14 protein-coding genes are annotated in these 16,310 nt (G+C 61.6%); 10 read left to right on the forward strand and 4 right to left on the reverse strand.

The window, feature by feature from the left end; genetic code table 11:
* Positions 1-88: 88 nt before the first annotated feature.
* The 3 genes from ACQKEK_RS07130 to ACQKEK_RS07140 all read left to right on the forward strand — a co-directional run bounded on the left by ACQKEK_RS07130 (position 89) and on the right by ACQKEK_RS07140 (position 2,957).
* The gene (locus tag ACQKEK_RS07130; RefSeq protein WP_045424027.1) at positions 89-544 is read left to right on the forward strand and encodes a MaoC family dehydratase; all 456 of its coding nucleotides are present in this window, start codon (positions 89-91) and stop codon (positions 542-544) included.
* 71 nt (positions 545-615) lie between these two features.
* Entirely contained in the window at positions 616-2,295 is a 1,680-nt protein-coding gene (locus ACQKEK_RS07135) for a C13 family peptidase (protein ID WP_499141787.1), read from the forward strand.
* 20 nt (positions 2,296-2,315) lie between these two features.
* Entirely contained in the window at positions 2,316-2,957 is a 642-nt protein-coding gene (locus tag ACQKEK_RS07140; RefSeq protein ID WP_216707132.1) for an oxidoreductase, read from the forward strand.
* Between the two features lie 76 nt (positions 2,958-3,033).
* Here the strand turns inward: ACQKEK_RS07140 and orn are convergent, their stop codons facing one another.
* Positions 3,034-3,576, reverse strand: coding sequence for an oligoribonuclease (gene orn, locus ACQKEK_RS07145; protein ID WP_127840206.1), 543 nt, complete (start codon positions 3,574-3,576; stop codon positions 3,034-3,036).
* A 28-nt stretch (positions 3,577-3,604) separates the two neighbouring features.
* Positions 3,605-4,414 carry a class I SAM-dependent methyltransferase gene (locus ACQKEK_RS07150; RefSeq protein WP_499141788.1) on the reverse strand — a complete coding sequence of 270 codons (810 nt, stop codon included), beginning with the start codon at positions 4,412-4,414 and terminating at the stop codon, positions 3,605-3,607.
* Between the two features lie 126 nt (positions 4,415-4,540).
* Between ACQKEK_RS07150 and rsgA the strand changes: the two genes are divergently transcribed.
* A complete protein-coding gene (rsgA, locus tag ACQKEK_RS07155; protein ID WP_046161760.1) occupies positions 4,541-5,572 on the forward strand; it encodes a small ribosomal subunit biogenesis GTPase RsgA in 1,032 nt (343 codons plus the stop codon).
* A gap of 35 nt (positions 5,573-5,607) precedes the next feature.
* On the opposite strand, the gene motB is transcribed toward rsgA, so the two are convergent.
* Together motB and motA are read right to left on the reverse strand one after the other, a co-directional pair.
* A complete protein-coding gene (motB, locus tag ACQKEK_RS07160; RefSeq protein ID WP_499141789.1) occupies positions 5,608-6,618 on the reverse strand; it encodes a flagellar motor protein MotB in 1,011 nt (336 codons plus the stop codon).
* 8 nt (positions 6,619-6,626) lie between these two features.
* Positions 6,627-7,478, reverse strand: coding sequence for a flagellar motor stator protein MotA (gene motA, locus ACQKEK_RS07165; RefSeq protein WP_241529311.1), 852 nt, complete (start codon positions 7,476-7,478; stop codon positions 6,627-6,629).
* A 170-nt stretch (positions 7,479-7,648) separates the two neighbouring features.
* On the opposite strand from motA, the gene ACQKEK_RS07170 reads away from it, so the two are divergent.
* The 6 genes from ACQKEK_RS07170 to ACQKEK_RS07195 all read left to right on the forward strand — a co-directional run bounded on the left by ACQKEK_RS07170 (position 7,649) and on the right by ACQKEK_RS07195 (position 16,263).
* Positions 7,649-9,163, forward strand: coding sequence for an HDOD domain-containing protein (locus ACQKEK_RS07170; protein WP_499141790.1), 1,515 nt, complete (start codon positions 7,649-7,651; stop codon positions 9,161-9,163).
* A 43-nt stretch (positions 9,164-9,206) separates the two neighbouring features.
* Entirely contained in the window at positions 9,207-10,022 is an 816-nt protein-coding gene (locus ACQKEK_RS07175; protein ID WP_499141791.1) for a rhodanese-like domain-containing protein, read from the forward strand.
* A gap of 11 nt (positions 10,023-10,033) precedes the next feature.
* Positions 10,034-10,936 (forward strand): archaetidylserine decarboxylase, encoded by a 903-nt coding sequence (gene asd / locus ACQKEK_RS07180; protein WP_499141792.1) that lies wholly within the window; start codon positions 10,034-10,036, stop codon positions 10,934-10,936.
* A 152-nt stretch (positions 10,937-11,088) separates the two neighbouring features.
* Positions 11,089-12,909 carry a cyclic-di-GMP receptor FimW-related protein gene (locus tag ACQKEK_RS07185; RefSeq protein ID WP_499141793.1) on the forward strand — a complete coding sequence of 607 codons (1,821 nt, stop codon included), beginning with the start codon at positions 11,089-11,091 and terminating at the stop codon, positions 12,907-12,909.
* 61 nt (positions 12,910-12,970) lie between these two features.
* A complete protein-coding gene (locus ACQKEK_RS07190; RefSeq protein ID WP_499141794.1) occupies positions 12,971-15,037 on the forward strand; it encodes a GGDEF/EAL domain-containing response regulator in 2,067 nt (688 codons plus the stop codon).
* Between the two features lie 152 nt (positions 15,038-15,189).
* Complete coding sequence (locus ACQKEK_RS07195) at positions 15,190-16,263, forward strand: NAD(P)-dependent alcohol dehydrogenase (RefSeq protein WP_499141796.1); 1,074 nt, start codon at positions 15,190-15,192, stop codon at positions 16,261-16,263.
* The last annotated feature ends 47 nt before the right edge of the window (positions 16,264-16,310 follow it).

Raw genomic sequence — 16,310 nt, forward strand, 5'->3', positions numbered from 1 at the left:
CGAACCATGCTTGGTTGATTCGCCCTCGGCTGCGTGCTGATCTAGCGTTGCGTCACATCCGCACAAAACAACAAACACCGGAGGATATATGCCGCAAGTACCCGTAGCAGAACTCAAGGACTACATTGGCAAAGAGCTAGGCCACTCCGAATGGTTCACCGTCGATCAGCAGCGAGTCGACCAGTTCGCCGATTGCACCGGTGATCACCAGTTCATCCACATCGACCCGGAGAAAGCTGCGCAAACCCCGTTCGGTGGCACCATCGCCCACGGCTTCCTGTCGCTTTCGCTATTGCCGATGTTGATGGACGAACTGATGATTCGTCCTGAAGGAACCAAGATGGGGGTCAACTACGGGCTCGATAGCCTGCGCTTCATCCAGCCAGTCAGGGTCGGCTCGCGGGTTCGCGTAGCAGCGACGCTACTCGACGCCTACGAGAAGAATCCGGGACAGTGGCTGCTCAAGTCGCGCGCCGTAATGGAAATCGAGGGCGTGGAAAAGCCCGCCTACATTGCTGAGACCCTGGCGCTCTGCTTTGTCTGACCAGACGGGCGCCGTTGCCGCACCCCGCTGAGTTTGCGGCATACTGCGGCGTCGCCCCTCTGGATAGCCGCATGCGCCAACTCGCTCCACTTCTGTTCGCCTGCTTTTTGACCGCCTGCGGTGATGGCGAACCGTTGTTGCCTGCCGACGCCGTGCTGCCTGATGGTGGTCGTTACCGGGGCGAGGTCATTGATGGCCTGCTGCAGGGCGAAGGGCGTATCGACTATCCCAACGGCAGCCACTACCTTGGATCGTTCAAGGATGGACAGTGGCACGGTCGAGGCGCCTGGCAAGGCGCTAATGGCGACCGCTACGAAGGCTCCTTCAAACAAGGTCTGTTCAATGGCCAGGGCCGCTTCAGCTACGCCACCGGTGGAGTCTACGAAGGGCATTTCGAGCAAGGAAGCCTCAACGGCACGGGCCGCTACAGCGAACCCGGCCTGAGCTACGAAGGTGGGTTCAAGGACGGCCTCTATCACGGCACCGGCAAATTGCAGGAGGCAGAGGACATCAGCTATGAAGGCGCGTTTGCCAGTGGCCAGCCCAACGGCGAGGGCACCCGTAGCGACGCCAGCGGTGTATTCAGCGGCACCTTCACCGACGGCCGACTCAGCGGTGATGGCCTCTACCGTAGCAACGACGGCGAGCATTACCTGGGCCAGTTTCAGGACGACCTTTTCCATGGCCAGGGGCGCTACGAAGATGCTGCCGGGAGTGTCTGGAGAGGCACGTTCAAACACGGCGAACTAAGCGGCAACGGCGAATATGTCGGCATCGATGGTACGCACTACAGCGGACAGTTCACACGCTGGCAGTACAACGGCGAAGGTGATCTGCGCCAGCCGGACGGCGCTCAGTATGTCGGTCGTTTCCAGGCAGGCCAGTTCGATGGGCCGGGAACCTTCATCCTCGCTGACGGCACCAAGCGGAGCGGTACGTGGCGGGCCGGCCGCCTAAGCCAGGATGCTCAAGGCAAGCGCCTCGCCGACCCACTGGAGATAGGCCTGCTGCACCAGGGCCAGCTGTTGGCGGACGCTCTTGACGCAGTGCCACCATCGACCCCGGCGGCAGAGCTCTACAGCCTGACCCTGGCAGGCGATGGACAGCAAAGCGTGTTTCTGCGCGAAGTCGACTACGTGGACGACCTGCTGGCTGAACGTTTTGCCGCCCGCGGTCAGATCAGTTTGGTCAACCACCGCGACCACTTCACCGACCGGCCATTGGCTACTCGCGAAAACCTTTCCCGCGCGATTGCCCGGCTGGCCGAGCGCAGCGGCCCGGAAGACCTGATCTTCATCTACTTGACCAGTCACGGCTCGGCAGACCATCAGTTGGTCCTCGCGCAACCCCGGCTGGCGCTGGAGGACTTGCCAGCCGCGGACCTGTCGGCGCTGATGCAGCCACTTGCCGAACGCAACAAGATCATTGTCATCTCTGCCTGCTATTCCGGCGGGTTCATCGAGCCGCTGAAAAGCCCCAACACGCTCATCATTACCGCAGCTCGTGCCGACCGCGTGTCGTTTGGCTGCTCCGAGGAGAGCGACTTCACCTACTTCGGCCGCGCTCTATTTGCCGAGGCCTTGCAGGAAACTCCGGATATTGTGCAGGCATTCACGCTGGCACAGGCGAGGGTTGCCGAACGGGAACAAGCCGACCACTATCAAGCTTCGGAGCCGCAGATATGGGCGCCCGAGCAGGTTGTCGAACGCTGGCGAGTGCTGAGCAGACAGCAACCAGCGCCATCTGACTGATCGTCACAGGAAGCCAAACCATGTATCTGACGCCACAGCGTATTTTGCTTGCCGGCGCCACCGGGCTAACCGGCGAGCACCTGCTCGACCGGCTGCTCAACGAACCCACAGTAGAGTGCGTGCTCGCCCCAAGCCGCAGGCAATTAGCCACACACCCGCGGCTTGAGAACCCGATTGGCCCGCTGCAGACGCTGCTGCCGGAGCTGTCGGGTGACATCGACACCGCGTTTTGCTGCCTGGGTAGCACACTGAAGGAAGCAGGCAGCCAGGACGCCTTTCGCGCCATCGACCATGATCTGGTTATCGCCTTCGCCAAACGCGCCCGGGAGATGGGCGCGCGACACCTGCTGGTAATCAGCTCGCTGGGGGCCGACCCCGCCAGTTCTATTTTTTACTGCCGTGTCAAAGGCGAGATGGAGCAGGCGCTACGCGCCCAGAACTGGCCGCAACTGACCATCGTGCGACCTTCGCAGCTGCTCGGGCCACGCATGCAGGTCCGCCCGGTCGAACGGCTGACCGCCCCGCTCTCCTATCTGTTGCCCGGCAAGTACCGGGGTATCTCGGCCTGCACTTTGGCGCGGGCGCTCTGGCGCCTGGCGCTGGAGGAAAGCGAAGGTACGCGGGTGGTTGAGTCAGACGAACTGCGAAGACTGGGCCGGTAACCGTTTCAAGCTGCGCTGATGCCGCGCGCAGCTTGTAAATCACGCATTTTTCTGGCTTTGCCATGCTGCGGCGTGATCAGTGCTTGATGAAGTGCTCGCGGTAATGGCGCAGCTCGGCAATCGACTCGCGGATGTCGTCCAGCGCCAGGTGCGTACCACCTTTTTTGAAACCAGCCAGTACCTCAGGCGCCCAGCGCGCGGCCAATTCCTTGAGCGTCGAAACGTCCAGGTTGCGGTAGTGAAAGTAGGCTTCCAGGCGCGGCATGCGGCGGTAAAGGAAACGCCGATCCTGGCAGATGCTGTTACCGCAGATCGGCGACTTGCCCTTAGGCACCCACTGCTCAAGAAACGCCAGCGTCTGCGCCTCGGCGTCCTCGGTAGTGATCTGACTGTCGCGCACCCGCTGAGTCAAGCCGGAGCCGCCATGCTGGCGTGTATTCCACTCGTCCATACCGGCAAGGATCTCATCGCTCTGATGGATGGCGATAACCGGCCCTTCGGCCAGCACGTTGAGCTGACTGTCGGTAACGATGGTTGCCATTTCGATGATGACGTCGTTGTCAGGATCCAGACCGGTCATTTCCAGATCGATCCAGATGAGATTTTGCGGGTTCTGCATGGTGAACTCCTTGGCTGTGGCGCGCAGTTTAGCCGCTCGCGGAGCGGCCGTCAGGTTGCGGGGCCGCCCCGGGCCGCCAGATCAGCAGGCGTGAACGCCGCCAGTCATCGATGGCCAGAGTTTCCTGCGCCTCAACGCCAGGCACCTCGAAGCTGTTACTGATCAACAGCGCATCCGGACTCATCTCGGCCCGAGCCTTCTGCCACAACGCGGGCATGGGAGCAGGCGAGAGAAAGCAATAGACCACATCGTAGCCGGCCAGCGGTTCGCGCCAGAAGCTGCGAAAACGCACCCGGCAGTTGCGCTGGAACAAACAGCGCAACCAGCACAATGCAAAGGTGAGCGGAGCCGTCTCGACACCGACGAAACGTGCCGATGGATAAAGCCGCGCCAACCGCAGGAGGGTGCCGCCGAGCCCACTGCCCAGATCAACGAAACTGAACCCATCGGGCAGCGCCTGTAGCCGTTGCGCCAGCTGCTGCTCGGCAACCGAACCAGTGAGATACAAGGGAACCCGCTCGGCCAGGGCGTTCCAGTTCAACATCAGCAAGATTAGAAAGCCGACCAGCAACAACCAGGGTGGCAGCGCATGGTCTTGAAGAAGCACCAGCCCCGGCACGAAGCCAAGATTGATTGGCAGCCACCAGCGCGACAATCCGAGGCGCTGACCGATCAATGCAGCAACCGCACCTTGCAGACAGGCAGCCCCTAAAAGGCTGAGGTGCCAGCCCAGCAGTCGCGCCAACGCAAGCAGCAACAGCCAGCAGAGCAGCAGCGACAGCAGTTGACTGAGCAGCGCCAGCAAGGCGGGATAACGAGTAAGTGAGGAGACAGGCATGGGCGCTGGCCGCCAACGGTAGAGACTGCCTAGTCTACCGGCCAAAAGCCCAGCAAAAACAGGCCCGCAGCCCGTACTCACGGGCATGTTAGACTCGCCCTCTTTTCATACCTGGGCACCCACGCAATGGCCAAACGCCAACTCAACCGCCGGCAAAGCTGGCGCATCGAGAAGATCCAGGAAGAACGCGCCACGCGCGCGGCGCGGCGGGAATCGCGCACAGTGGAAGAGCTCGAGGGCGGCGATCTCGGCCCAGAACAGACCGGCCTGGTCATCGCTCACTTCGGCGTGCAGGTTGAAGTTGAGGCTCAGGAAGGCGAGCACTGCGGTCAGGTGTTCCGCTGCCACCTGCGTGCAAACCTGCCAGCGCTGGTGACCGGCGATCGAGTGGTCTGGCGTCCAGGCAACCAGGGCATCGGTGTAATCGTTGCGCAACTGCCGCGTCAGTCCGAGCTCTGCCGGCCAGACACTCGCGGTCAGCTCAAGCCAGTGGCCGCCAACGTCGACCTGATCGTCATCGTTTTCGCCCCGTTGCCGGAGCCGCACGCCAATCTCATCGACCGCTACCTGATCGCAGCCGAGCATGCCGGTATCACGCCGCTGTTGCTGCTGAACAAGGCAGACCTGATTGATGCCCAGAACGAAGGCGCACTCAACGCCCTGCTGGCGGTCTACCGCACCCTGGGCTATCCCCTGATGGAGGTGTCCGCGCATGACGGTGCCGGCATGGAGGCGCTGCAAGCGCGCCTCGACGGGCACGTCAGCGTATTCGTCGGCCAGTCCGGGGTGGGCAAATCGTCGCTGGTGAACAGCCTTTTGCCTGGCGTCGACACCCGGGTGGGTGCGCTGTCAGAGATGACCGGTAAGGGAACGCATACCACCACGACCGCGCGGCTGTTTCATTTCCCCGGCGGTGGCGAGCTCATCGACTCCCCGGGCATCCGCGAATTCGGCCTGGGCCACGTAAGCCGCTCTGATGTCGAAGCCGGCTTCATCGAGTTCCAGGACCTGCTGGGTCACTGCCGCTTCCGCGACTGCAAGCATGACCGCGAGCCGGGCTGCGCTTTGCTCAAGGCACTGGAGCAGGGGCAAATCCAGCCACAACGCATGGCCAGTTACCGACATATCATCAGTAGCCTACCGGAAGCCGACTACTGACATTTGCTTGACCAGAAACGGTTGAGCCGCCCGGCTCAGTTACCGCCAGGCTGGTCGAATTGCAGCACGCCGTCCTCGAAGATGTTCAGCCGCTCGCGCAACTGCGGTGCTTGCAGCGGCGCGGAAGGCGCTGCCGAGGGCGCCGACATATCACCTGCGGAAGTGGGCTCTGACGCTGCGTCTTTCCCCGTCGCGTCCGACTGCTCACCCTCGATATCGCGCTGCGCTTTCTTGGTCAACACCAGGATATCGATGCGGCGATTGACGGGATTCAACGGGTCCTCCCGATCAAACAAGGCCGAAGAGGCATAGCCCACCACCCGGGCAATCTGTTCCTCTGGATAGCTACCCGCAACCAAGGCGCGCCGAGCTGCATTGGCCCGCCCTGCCGACAACTCCCAGTTACCAAATTCGCCGCGCCCAGAATAGGGCTTGGCATCGGTGTGCCCGCTGACGCTGATCTTGTTCGGTACCGCGCGGATGGTATCGGCCATGGCCAGCAGAATATCCTCGAAGTACGGCTGCAACTGGGCACTGCCTAGGGCAAACATAGGACGATTGGCCGCATCCATGATCTGGATGCGCAAGCCGTCCTGAGTGATCTCGAACAGGATCTGATCCTTGAAGCGGGTCAGCTCCGGATTTTCGTCGACCTTGTTTTGCAACTCTTGAAGCAGCAGATCCAGACGTTCGCGGTCCAACTGCTCGGCGAAGGTTTCCGCCTGCTCCGCATCCATCGCCGCGTCGGTCTGCTGCACTGCCGGATCGACGACGTCGTTGAGCGTACGGTCCGGCGCAGGCGTTGGGGTACCGCCCAGATCGATCACATGCGGACTGGCGCTTTCAGTGAAGCCAATCGGGTCCTGGAAATAGCCCGAAATAGCACGTTTCTGTTCGGGCGTGGCCGAGGACATCAGCCACATCACCATAAAGAACGCCATCATGGCGGTCGCAAAGTCGGCGAAGGCAATCTTCCAAGCGCCACCGTGGTGGCCCGCGGCGACCTTCTTGATCCGCTTGACGATGATTGGTTGGGTATTATCCATGGTCGCGCTTAGCTGCCACGCATGGCTTGTTCAAGCTCGGCAAAGCTTGGGCGGTGCGCCGGCAGAAGTACTTTCCGGCCGAATTCCACCGCCAGTGTCGGCGGCATTCCCGAAGCGGAGGCGACCAACGTCGCCTTGATGCTCTCGTACAGGTTGAGCTCTTCCTTGGCGTCATGCTCGAGCGCCCCGGCCAGCGGGCCGAAAAACCCATAGGAAGCAAGAATTCCGAGGAATGTACCCACCAGCGCCGTAGCCACCTTCTCGCCAATCTCGGCATTGGTCGCGGACGCCAGAATCGACATGGTGATCACGATGCCCAGCACCGCGGCCACGATTCCCATCGCGGGCAAGCCGTCGGCGATTTTCGCCACAGCGTGAGACGGATGCTCGAGTTCTTCCTTGAGGCCGTTGAGTTCCATATCGAACAGCCCTTCCAGCTCGTGCGGAGCCATGTTGCCGGACGACATGATGCGCAGGTAATCGCAGACGAACGCGGTCATCCGCTCGTCCTTCAAAATTGCCGGATACTTGCTGAATATAGGACTGGCTGCGGGATCTTCGATGTCGGCCTCGATGGCCATCATGCCCTCACGGCGACTCTTGTTGAGGACCTCGTAGAGCATCCCCAGCACTTCCAGGTAGTACTTGTGAGTAAAGCGGTTGCCAAACATCTGCAGCGACTTCTTGAACACGATTTTGGTCGTGCTGCCGGGGTTCGCCTGCAGGAAGCCGCCAAGTGCGGCACCACCGATGATCATCACCTCGAACGGGTGGATCAGCGCGGCAACCTTGCCGCCGGACAGGATGAAACCGCCAAGAACACTGGCGATTACCACAATAATGCCGATTATTTTTGCCATAGGTAGGTACGTCTAAAACCCGATCTTAGGGCACCTGAAACAAGCCGTGCGACATCGCACGATCTCGATTGGGGTCAGGCGGAAGGGCAGATGAAAAGAATTGTTCTGGTTATCGGAACTTTTGCGCCAGACTAAAGGCCATCCCGATGAAATGCTAGTTCGGCGGCGCCATGACTACGACACCATACCCACGCACGCTTGCAGCCTGGCTCAAGGCGTTGGACGCCGTTGTCCTGCCGGCGGCTGCCGAACCCTATGCACGTGTTAAACGCGCACTGGGCGACAGCAGCTTATCTATGCGCGAGATTTCGGACCTTATACAGGAAAGTCCGGTCCTTGCCCTTACCGTGATCCGCGAAGCCAACCGCAGCGCCGGATCGACCAACAAACCGGCCGAGAGCCTTGAGGTTGCGCTCAGTCGCATCGGCCTGAAGCGCGCCGAAGCCCTGTTCGCCAGGGTGCCAGCCGCTCAGCCAAACGATATTCCGGCGCCATTGCGCCAGCTGATGTTGATCAGTAGCCACGCCAGCCAGCAAGCCAACGGGTTGTTTGCTTCACGCTTGGCGCGACTCTGGCAGGAAATCCACTGGAGTAGCCTGTTGTTTCTTTCGCCGGCGTGGGCGCTGGTCGCCGCACACCCGGAACTGTTGGAGACCTGGGAGCAGCGCGTACTGGTCAAACGCGAGCCGGCCCGCCAGGTCGAGCAGTCGCTGCTGAGCGTCTCGCTGCTGGAGCTCTGCATCGCCACCGCCGAACACTGGGGGCTGCCCGGCTGGATTGCCCAAGGCTACCGGCTGCTCAACGAGCATCGGCGCATGTTGATCAAGGCACTGCACATCGCCCGCGATAACGAACATCCCTTGCACCAGCAACAGATGCTCGACGCCGACCCTACACTGCGTCGCTGGCTCACCTTACCAAGCAACACCATCCTGCTCGCAAACGGTCTGGCACTTTCGGCACATCACAGCTGGAGCGGCATCCACAGCCTGCGCTGGCAGCGGCTCGCTGGACTCTACCTGCAGGTGCCTCTCGCCGAACTGCAGCAGATGGCGCATCAGCAAGCGGCCGCCAGCGCCCGCGCGGTCGGGCCAACCGATCTCTGGCATCCGGCCCAGGGGCTACTCTGGCCATGGGAAAGCACATTCCAGGTGGAAAAGGCCGCGAAGCTGCCCGACACCGAAACCTTGGCCCTATGGCGCGAGCATTGCCGCGAGCTGCTCAGCGACCCCTGCCCCTTCGACAATGTGCTGCAACTCACTGCGACCTCCTGCAAAGCGCTGACGTGCTCGGGCATGCAGCGCGTACTGTTGCTGATGGTAGATCGCAAGCAACAGCGCCTGGTCAGTCAGCAGGCCGGCGGACTGCCAAACGAAGCAGCCCGGCTGACGCTAGATCCCGAGCAAAGCCAGGTGTTGCGAAGATTGCTGGAAAAACCGGCGTTATTACGGCTCAAGCCGGACAACCTCGCCCAATTCACAGCGCTGTTGCCCGGCGCATTGAAAGCCCTGTTCCCCAGCGAACATGTCCTGTTGCGCTCCGTCGGCCTGGAAGACCGGGTGGTGATGCTGCTGGTGGTCGATCAGAACAACACCGCTTTCAGTGAGACGGGCTTGCAGGCCTTCACCAAGACGGTCCAGTGCATCGAGCGCGCCCTGACGACGTTCAGCAAACGCGTCCGCTGATTTTTTCGCTAGACTGCTCCTTTCTGTCTGTTCGAGGCTTGCCGTGTCCGCCTTTTCCACCCTGCCGCTGGTAATCGAACCGGCCGATCTGGCCGAGCGTTTGAATGCTCCCGAGCTGATTCTGGTCGACTTGACCAGTACGGCCCGCTACGCCGAGGGCCACCTGCCTGGCGCACGCTTCGTCGACCCCAAGCAGACTCAGCTCGGCCAACCACCGGCGCCGGGGCAACTGCCCGGCAAACCTCAGCTGGAAGCACTGTTTGGTGCGCTGGGGCATCGTGCCGACGCTGTCTATGTGGTGTACGACGACGAAGGGGGCGGCTGGGCCGGCCGATTTATCTGGCTGCTTGATGTCATCGGCCATTCCCATTACCACTACCTGAACGGCGGGTTGCACGCCTGGCTGGCGGAACAGCGCCCTCTGTCGCAAGACAGCCCTGTCGCTGCAGGCGGGCCGGTCCCCCTCCAGCTTGACGAAACCCCTAGCGCGACCCGTGAATATCTCGAAAGCCGGCTCGGCGCCGCCGACCTGGTAATCTGGGATGCGCGCTCGCCGGAAGAGTATCGCGGCGAGAAAGTGCTCGCGGCGCGCGCGGGGCATATCCCCGGCGCAATCAACTTCGAGTGGACCGCAGCCATGGACCCGGCACGCGCCATGCGCATCCGCGAAGACATCGCTGAACGGCTGGAAGCGCTCGGCATCACCGCCGACAAAGAAATTGTCACCCACTGCCAGACGCATCATCGCTCCGGCTTCACCTACCTGCTGGCCAAGGCATTGGGCTATCCGCGCGTCAAGGGATACCCTGGCTCCTGGGGCGAATGGGGCAATCTACCCGACACCCCGATCCAGCAATGAAAAGGTTATCCATGAAAGATCGCTTGTTTGTATTAAGCCAGTATCTGCTGCCACATCATCTGATTTCGCGCCTCGCCGGCTGTCTCGCGGAGTGCCGCCTGCCCTGGATGAAAAACACGTTCATCAAGGCGTTCATTCGTCATTTTGGCGTGCCGATGCACGAAGCTCAGATCGAAGAGCCGACTGCTTTCGAACATTTCAATGCCTTCTTTACCCGCGCCTTGAAAGACGGCGCTCGCCCACTCGATCCGACACCCGCTGCGGTCCTCAACCCCTGCGATGGCGCCATCAGCCAGCTCGGCAAGATCGAGCAAGGGCGGATCTTTCAAGCCAAGGGTCACAGCTACAGCGTGATGGAACTGCTCGGCGGCGATCACCAACGTGCCGCGCCCTTCATGGGTGGAGACTTCGCCACCGTGTACCTATCGCCCAAGGACTATCATCGGGTGCATATGCCACTGGCCGGCACCCTGCGGGAAATGGTTTACATACCGGGCCGCATCTTTTCGGTGAACACCGTCACCGCTGAAGGCGTCCCGGAGTTGTTCGCTCGCAATGAGCGCGTGGTCTGCCTGTTCGATACCGAACACGGGCCAATGGCCATGGTATTAGTCGGCGCAATGATCGTCGCCAGCATCGAGACCGTGTGGGCCGGACTGGTTACGCCGCCCAAGCGTTCGCTCAAGACCTTTCACTACGACGAAGCAGCGCGGGCGCCCATCCGACTGGAGAAAGGGGCGGAAATGGGCCGATTCAAGCTCGGTTCCACTGTGATCCTGCTGTTTGGACCGGACCGGGTCAGCTGGGCTGAACACTTGGGGGCCTTGACGCCGGTCCGCATGGGGGAAGGGCTGGGCCAGGCGAAGTCGGAGGATGACATCGTGGCGCCGCCAACGGTCTCACCTCAGGTCTGACACCGCCAATGGTCGGCGGGCGCTGGTCAATTGCTCCGGGTTCGCTATGATTGCTCGCAACGATTGCATATTGATATCACGGCGTGGCGGGCCTCCCCAGTTCACCACCGCCGTTGGTGGTACGGCTGCAGGCATGCCACGGAGTTTATCGCTTGGATAACCAGAGCCAGCCATTACTGTTGCGCGTGTCGACGCCGAATTGCCAGGAGTTATCCTTCTGCGAACCCAGCGTGCGCGGCGTCAGACGCTGGCTTTCCGGCCTGCCTAAGGCAAACCTCGGCGAGACCGCGCGACAGCTGTACCAGGCCATGCGCGAGCTCAATCAGCTTCGCACGACCGCGGCGAACCGATTGCAGCTGCTCGAGCTGCTGCGACCAGAAATCCATTTCGTCTGCCGGGAACTGGAACGCTACTTCATCAACCAGCCTATCGTGCTCGGCGAACGCCCGCGCAAAGTGGCTAGCCTGTGCCAAGCACTGCACAACCATCTCGCGATTGGCTACAAATTGATCTCCGCCGAGCTGGCCCCACAGACTGGACGTGACCGCCTGCAGTTGCTCACCATTGCTCTGCAGCGGGCCATCCGCAGCCTTTGCGCAATGCTAGTGCGCTCCACCCAGCTCTACAGCCCGACGCCTGATGGCCTGTGGCTGGAGCTGCATCAGCTGTACGCGATAGCCGTCGCCCAAGGCGTACACCGCACCCCCGTGCAGGACGAATTGTGCTACCAGGTTCCAGGCCTCAGCACGGAACAGAGCTACATCGGTGCGCTGATGCTGGGCAGCGCCCGCTGCAACCAGATGCGGCAGCAAGGTATCGGCCAACTCGCGCAACTGCTCGAACCCTGGAGCGCCTTGGTCCAACTGCAGGTTGGGTTGGGGCCGACCAGCCTGTTCGGCGTGTCCCCTCGCATCGATGGTCCACCGCGCTATCGATCGATGTTCCCTGCCAACGAACGCGCCGATCTGCTCGGCATCGACCCGCATGCTCTGGTCAAAGCCATCCAGTCGCACCTGCAGTTGCCAGCCACTGAGAATAAAACGCTCGCCATCCCCGAAGGGTTGAATCCAGATCTATTGCAGCATTTGGCTGCCGCCTGGGGTGACATCTCCGAGCGCAGCTTCCAACGCGCCCCGACACAAGGGTCGATGACCCTGTGCATCGGCATGAGCGCATTGCATTACTACCTGGCAGGCCAGCGCCCGTTCGGCGAGCTGCTGAAACGCCCTGACGCGACTCGATCAGCTGTATTCAAGCTGAACAATGCCGCACCTGACGTCTGGTCCGTGGCGTTCGACGCCCAGGTGGTCGTAGAGGAGGAGCGACTTCCAGAAGAGGACCATATTGAGTTCGTCCGCCCGGTTACCGCACCATCCAAGGTGATCGAGGAAGACGAGGCCGCACCACCTAAAGCCGATAGCCCGTTTTCAACATTCGAAGTGCAACGGGTCGACCAGAGCCCAGGCGGTTACTGCCTGTCCTGGCCGGGCGAGGTCCCGGCCCAACTCCAGGCTGGCGAGCTGCTCGGCCTGCAGGACGCCACCAGCCAGACCTGGAGCGTCGCAGTGGTGCGCTGGGTCCGTCAGGTCCGCGGCAGCGGGCCGCAGATGGGCGTTGAACTCATCGCGCCCCAAGCGCAGCCCTGCGGGCTTCGCCTGCTGCGCAAGACCGATCAGGGCAGCGAATACCTGCGCGCCCTGGTCCTGCCGGAAATCAGCGTGGTCTCGCGTCCGGCTACGCTGATCGTCCCCCGTTTGCCTTTCCAAGAAGGCCAGAAAGTGCAGATCAACCAGAACGGTGACGAGCACCGCGCGATGCTCTGCCGCCGGCAGGCGGGCACCAGCAGCTATAACCAGTTCGAGTATCAGTTGGTGGGCCTCCCCGCCTCCCCCCAGGAGACGCCGATCACAGCACGGGGCACCCAGGCGACTTCACGGGGTGAAGATTTTGACTCGCTCTGGAACACGCTGTAGATTGCCGATCACCGTTTTTTAGCCTTCACGCCCCTCTACGGCGCGTTCTAAAGCTGCAGCCATGGCCCCGCAAAAGAAAACCATCCGCCTGCTGATCCTTGAGGATTCGCAGAATGAAGCTGAGCGACTGGTCAGCCTGTTTCGTAACGCGGGCCAGGCGACGCGCGTCCATCGCCTGACCTCCAGCGAAGACTTAGCCGATGCACTGCAGCAGACCTGGGATCTTCTGATCAACGCGCCGTCCAGCGCCAACCTCGATCCTAGCGAAGCTATCAGTGCCATTCGCAAGCAAGCCAAGGATATTCCGGTCATCCAGCTTATCGAGGGCAACGACACCGATGCGATTACCGAAGCCCTCACCTTGGGCGCTCAGGGCGCGCTGCCGCAGGGCGAAGACGAGTGGCTGATCCTGGTCGCAAGCAGGGAACTGGCAAACCTCGAGGAGCGTCGTGCTCGCCGCTCCGCCGAACTGGCACTACGCGAAGCCGAAAAGCGCTGCCAGCTGCTGCTGGAGAGTTCGGTGGATGCCATTGCCTATGTCCACGACGGCATGCATATCTACGCCAACCGAGCCTATCTGGAGCTGTTTGGCTACGAGGATGTTGAAGAGCTCGAAGGCATGCCAATGATTGACCTGATCGCTTCCTGTGATCAGGGCGAGTTCAAAGGCTTTCTGAAGAACTATCAAAGCCTGCAGGGCAGCGCCGAACTGGTCTGCGGCGGGATTCGCGCTGACGGCAGCAGCTTCAAGGCAAGCATGCACTTTTCGCCTGCCAGCTACGATGGCGAGCCGTGCATCCAGGCTGTCATTCGCGCAGAAAGCGACAATGCCGAACTGGAAAAGCTGCGCGAGATCAGCAGCCAGGATCTGGTGACCGGTCTTTACAACCGCAACCATTTCCTTGAGTCGCTGGACGGCGCGGTCGAGCGCGCAGTAAACGCCGGAAAGAGTTCGAGCCTCGCCTACATCCGCATTGATCGTTTCGCCAGCCTGCAAGCCGAAATCGGCCTGGGCGATTCGGATCGCTTGCTGGCCGAATTGGCGCAGCTGCTTCGCGCGCAGTTTACGGAGCAGGCCGAACTGGCGCGCTTCGGTGACGATGCGTTCGCGGTACTCATGGCAGAGGCCACGCCAAAGCAACTCGAACAGCCCCTGACCGAGTTGCTACGCAAGGTCGAAGGGCATCTTTTCGATGTCGGTGGCCGCACCATTCAGACCAGCCTGAGTATCGGGGTCGCCGCCCTCGACGAACAGACTGCGAAAGCTCGGGACGTGATTGACCGCGCCCACCGCTGCGCCGAAGAGCTGACCGATGGCAACGCCCTGCGAACCTACGATCCGGCCCGCGAACTTGCAGCCGCCGCTAGCCGCGGCAACGTGCTCGCCATGCTGCAACAGGCGCTGGAGAAAAACAGCTTCCGCCTGCTGTTCCAACCGATCATCAGCCTCCGCGGCGATAGCCACGAACACTACGAAGTGCTATTACGCCTGCTCGACCCAGAGGGCACCGAGGTTCCGCCGGGAGAGTTTCTCGATGCCGCTAAAGAGGCAGGACTGGCGACCAAGATTGATCGCTGGGTACTGCTTAACTCGATCAAATTGCTCGCCGAACACCGCAGCAAGGGCCACAGCACGAGGCTGATGGTTCACCTGTCAGGGCCCAGTCTGCAGGACCCATCACTTCTTGGCTGGCTTGGCGTCGCGCTCAAAGCTTCCAAGCTGCCGCCCGATTCGCTGGTTTTCCAACTTGACGAAAACGACGCCGTCGCTTACCTGAGGCAGGCCAAGGCGCTCACCCAGGGGCTTGCCGGGCTCGGCTGCCGCGTCGCCCTGAACCAGTTCGGCTGTGTGCTGAATCCGCTCAATACGCTCAAGCACCTCAACGCCGACTTCGTGAAGATCGATGGCTCCTATACCCAGGACCTGAGCCGCCAGGAGAATCAGGAAGCGCTCAAACAGCTCCTGGCACAGCTCCATGAACAGGCCAAGCAGACCATTGTGCCCTTCGTAGACAGCGCCACCGTGCTGGCGACGCTCTGGCAGGCGGGTGTGGGCTATATCCAGGGCCAGTACCTGCAGGGCCCGAGCCAGTCGATGGATTACAACTTCTCCTCCGACGAAGATTGATTCCCAGCAGCGCTGGCTCCATCGGTCGGTCGAATCGCTACGGCGAAAAGCCCGCGTCGACACCTGGGCGTCCCCGCAGGGCTTGATCTCTGTCAGCTCCGACCGCCAGGATTGGACTAGAGTGTTCTGACCTAGCCTGCGAGGAATGCGTCATGACCATGATGAGAGCCGCCGCGTTCGTCGAACCCCGCCGAATCGAGCTTGTTGACAAACCTATCCCCGACGTCGGCCCCAACGACGCACTGGTGCGTATCACCACCACGACCATCTGCGGCACCGATGTGCATATTCTCAAGGGCGAGTATCCCGTGGCCGCCGGCCTGACCATCGGCCACGAACCCGTGGGCGTGATAGAGAAGCTAGGCAGCAACGTACAGGGCTACCGAGAGGGCCAGCGCGTCATCGCCGGTGCGATTTGTCCAAACTTCTCCTCCTATGCCAGCCAGGACGGCCTTTCCTCTCAGGACGGCGGCTGTGCCTGCCACGGCTACAAGCCGATGGGCGGTTGGCGATTCGGCAATACCATCGACGGCACCCAGGCCGAGTACGTACTGGTCCCGGACGCTCAGGGCAATATGGCGCCGGTCCCCGACGGGCTAACCGACGAGCAGGTACTGATGTGCCCCGACATCATGTCCACCGGATTCGCCGGCGCCGAAGCCGCCAAAATCAAAATCGGCGACATAGTGGCCATCTTCGCCCAGGGACCGATCGGTCTCTGCGCCACCGCCGGGGCACGCCTGCGGGGTGCCGGGATGATTATCGCTGTCGACGGTGTCGATGCACGCCTGGACATTGCACGGCAAATGGGTGCTGACGTGACGTTGAACTTCAAACAAACGGATGTAGTCGAGGAAATTCTTCGGCTCACCGGCGGCCGGGGCGTTGATGCCGCCATCGAAGCACTTGGGCAACAGTCCACCTTCGAGAGCGCCTTACGCGTGCTCAAGCCTGGTGGCACGTTGTCTAGCCTGGGCGTGTATTCGGCCGACCTCACCATCCCGCTTGGTGCCTTCCATGCCGGTCTCGGCGACCACAAGATCGTGACCTCGCTGTGCCCTGGAGGGAAGGAGCGGATGCGGCGGTTGCTGAACGTGGTGGCCTCGGGACGGGTAGACCTTGCCCCTTTGGTGACCCATCACTACGCCCTCGACGACATCACCAGCGCCTATGAGCTGTTCGCCAATCAGCGCGACGGGGTGCTCAAAGTGGCGATAAAGCCGTAAGGCACGCCTTAGCTGGAAGCTAAAGCCAACCGCTCAGCTTCCAGCCT

It is taken from the genome of Pseudomonas sp. NPDC077408 (assembly GCF_050269105.1).
Lineage (GTDB): Bacteria > Pseudomonadota > Gammaproteobacteria > Pseudomonadales > Pseudomonadaceae > Stutzerimonas.